The organism is Stenotrophomonas sp. HMWF003 (genome assembly GCF_003061285.1).
GTDB classification, from domain to species: Bacteria; Pseudomonadota; Gammaproteobacteria; order Xanthomonadales; family Xanthomonadaceae; genus Stenotrophomonas; species Stenotrophomonas maltophilia_AP.
The window spans coordinates 1-2261 of sequence record NZ_QAIW01000326.1 but is presented as its reverse complement, the minus strand read 5'-3'; the positions used below and the strand labels follow the sequence as shown (position 1 = coordinate 2261).

Below are 2261 nucleotides of genomic sequence, written 5' to 3'. Positions count from 1 at the left end.
GTCCAGGTCGATGCCGCTGCCGGCCGCATCGAATGCCTGCTCCACCAACCGACGCACGCCGTCGCCGATCCAGGTCAGCACGGTGGCCTCGGGCACGCGCGGCAACTGCCAGTCCTGCAGCGTGCGGTTCAATGCCTCGGCAATGTCGGCGGCGCTGTCCACCAGCGTGCCATCCAGATCGAACACCACCAACGGATACGGATACGGCACAACTCAACTCGCTTGTACGACATGGGGAGGGACATTGTACGGAGGTGCGTGTGTGCTGCCGATGCACGCTTGGGTAGAGCCGACCGTTGGTCGGCTGCACCGGTGCCGCGTTTACAGCTGCGCCAGGAATTCCGGGCTGGCAAACCGTTCCACCAGGAAATCCAGGAAGCTGCGCATGATCGTCGGCAGCTGCCGGCGTGAGGCATACACCGCGTGGATGCCCAGCCCTTCCACCTGGTAATCGGGCAGCACTTCAATCAACTCGCCACTGCGCAGCAACGGCGCGATCTGGTAGGTGGGCAGCATCGCGATGCCCGCGCCGGCGCGTACCGCTTCCAGCAGGAGGGATGCTTCATTGGCGCTGATGTTGCCGCCCACCGCCACCGCAATCGCGCGGCCATCGCGCTGCAGGTGCCACACGCTCTTGCCCACGTAGTGGTGGGTCAGGCAGTTGTGCGCGGCCAGTGCATCGGCCGTGGCCGGCGCACCGCGTTCGGCCAGGTACGACGGTGCCGCGCACAGCACCGAACGGCACGGGGCCAACCGCCGCGCGATCAGCGCCGGGTCGATCGCACGCGAGATGCGCACCGCGATATCCACGCGTTCTTCGACCAGGTTGACCACGCGGTCCACCAGCAGCAGTTCCACCCGCGTCAGCGGATACCGCTTGACGAAGTCGGCCACTGCCGCGGCCAGGTGGATCTGTCCGAACGACACGCTCGCCGTGACCCGGATCAGCCCGTGCGGTTCGGGGTTGTCGGTGGCCAGTTCGCCGTGCAGTTCATCGCCGATCGCCAGCATCTGCCGGAACCGCAGCAGCGCCGCCTCGCCCGGGCCGGTCAGGCTGATCCGGCGCGTGGTCCGGTGCAGCAACCGCGCGCCCAGCCAGCGCTCCACCTCGGCCAGGTAGCGGGTCACCATCGCCCGCGACATCTCCAGCGCCTCGGCCGCCGCGGTCAGGCTGCCGCGCTCGACCACCTCCACGAACACGTTCATCGCCGTCATCCGGTCCATCTGATCGATCCACGCAACAAATTAGCCCGTTATACGCGGTTTTACGTTCGATTCCAGACGCATACGCTGGCCTTCCTTCCTCAACGGATCTGCCCCCATGAAAATCGCCCTCGTTGGTGCCACCGGCAACATCGGCCGTGAAATCGCTCGCCAGGCCCTCGCCCGTGGCCATCAGGTCACCGCCATCGTGCGCCGCGAAACCGACCTGCCGGCCGAACTGGACGGCGCCCAGCTGGCCGTCGCCGCGCTGGACGACACCGACGCCCTGGCCGCCGTGATCGCCGGCCACGACGTGCTGGCCAGCGCCTTCGGCCCGCGTCCGGGCGATGCGCCCAGCACCGTGACCACCACCAGCGCCGCGCTGGTCAAGGCCGCGCGCCAGGCCGGCGTGCCGCGCTTCATCATGGTCGGCGGCGCCGGCAGCCTGGAAGTCGCCCCCGGCGTGCAGCTGGTGGATACCGAGGGCTTCCCGGACGCCTACAAGCCGGTCGCCCTGGCCGCACGCGACACCCTGAAGCAGCTGCAGGCCGTCGACGACCTGGACTGGACCTTCTACTCGCCCGCCGCCGAAATCGGCCCCGGCCCGCAGCGCGGCGGCTTCCGCACCCAGGCGCGCAGCTTCCTGGTGGGGGCCGACGGCCACAGCCGGATCAGCTACCCCGACTACGCCGACGCCTTCGTCAGCGAGATCGAAACCCCGCAGTACGTGCGGCAGATCGCCACGGTTGCGTACTGACGCGCCGCCGATGTGAAGCAGCCGACCAACGGTCGGCTCTACCGGCCCCGGTGTCATGCCGGGGCCGCTCTGCACAGGAATTCTTGATATGCCGAACGTCTCCCGCACCACCCTGGCCCTGGCGTTGACGCTGGGTACCGCGCTCGCCGTGACCGCACCGGCCATCAGCCACGCCGCCGCGGCCACCGCGGCCACCGCCGAAGCCCACGCGCTGCAGGTGCAGCCCTACCACCCCGGCGACAAGGCACTGTTCTCCGTCGCCTCCACCCTGGTTACCGGCCGCCGCGAAGCGATCCTCATC

The 2261-nt window shown here is 68.9% G+C and carries 3 protein-coding genes and 1 pseudogene; 2 read left to right on the top strand and 2 right to left on the bottom strand.

The features are described from left to right. Together DBR34_RS23035 and DBR34_RS13165 are read right to left on the bottom strand one after the other, a co-directional pair. A partial coding sequence (locus tag DBR34_RS23035) for an HAD hydrolase-like protein (protein WP_258223904.1) occupies nt 1-210 on the bottom strand: 210 nt, incomplete at its 3' end. 111 nt (nt 211-321) lie between these two features. Next, on the bottom strand, nt 322-1224 hold the full coding sequence (locus tag DBR34_RS13165; RefSeq protein ID WP_128097123.1) for a LysR family transcriptional regulator: 903 nt from the start codon (nt 1222-1224) through the stop codon (nt 322-324). 97 nt (nt 1225-1321) lie between these two features. On the opposite strand from DBR34_RS13165, the gene DBR34_RS13160 reads away from it, so the two are divergent. Both DBR34_RS13160 and DBR34_RS13155 read left to right on the top strand, forming a co-directional pair. Next, nucleotides 1322-1960, top strand: coding sequence for an NAD(P)H-binding protein (locus DBR34_RS13160; protein WP_128097122.1), 639 nt, complete (start codon nt 1322-1324; stop codon nt 1958-1960). Nucleotides 1961-2048: 88 nt separating this feature from the next. Beyond that, nucleotides 2049-2261, top strand: a pseudogene (locus DBR34_RS13155) (MBL fold metallo-hydrolase); the annotation flags it as partial.

Bases quoted from the DNA above. Each gene is read 5' to 3' on its own strand.
- DBR34_RS13165 (WP_128097123.1), bottom strand. From the start codon at position 1,224: ATGGACCGGATGACGGCGATGAACGTGTTCGTGGAGGTGGTCGAGCGC.
- DBR34_RS13160 (WP_128097122.1), top strand. From the start codon at position 1,322: ATGAAAATCGCCCTCGTTGGTGCCACCGGCAACATCGGCCGTGAAATC.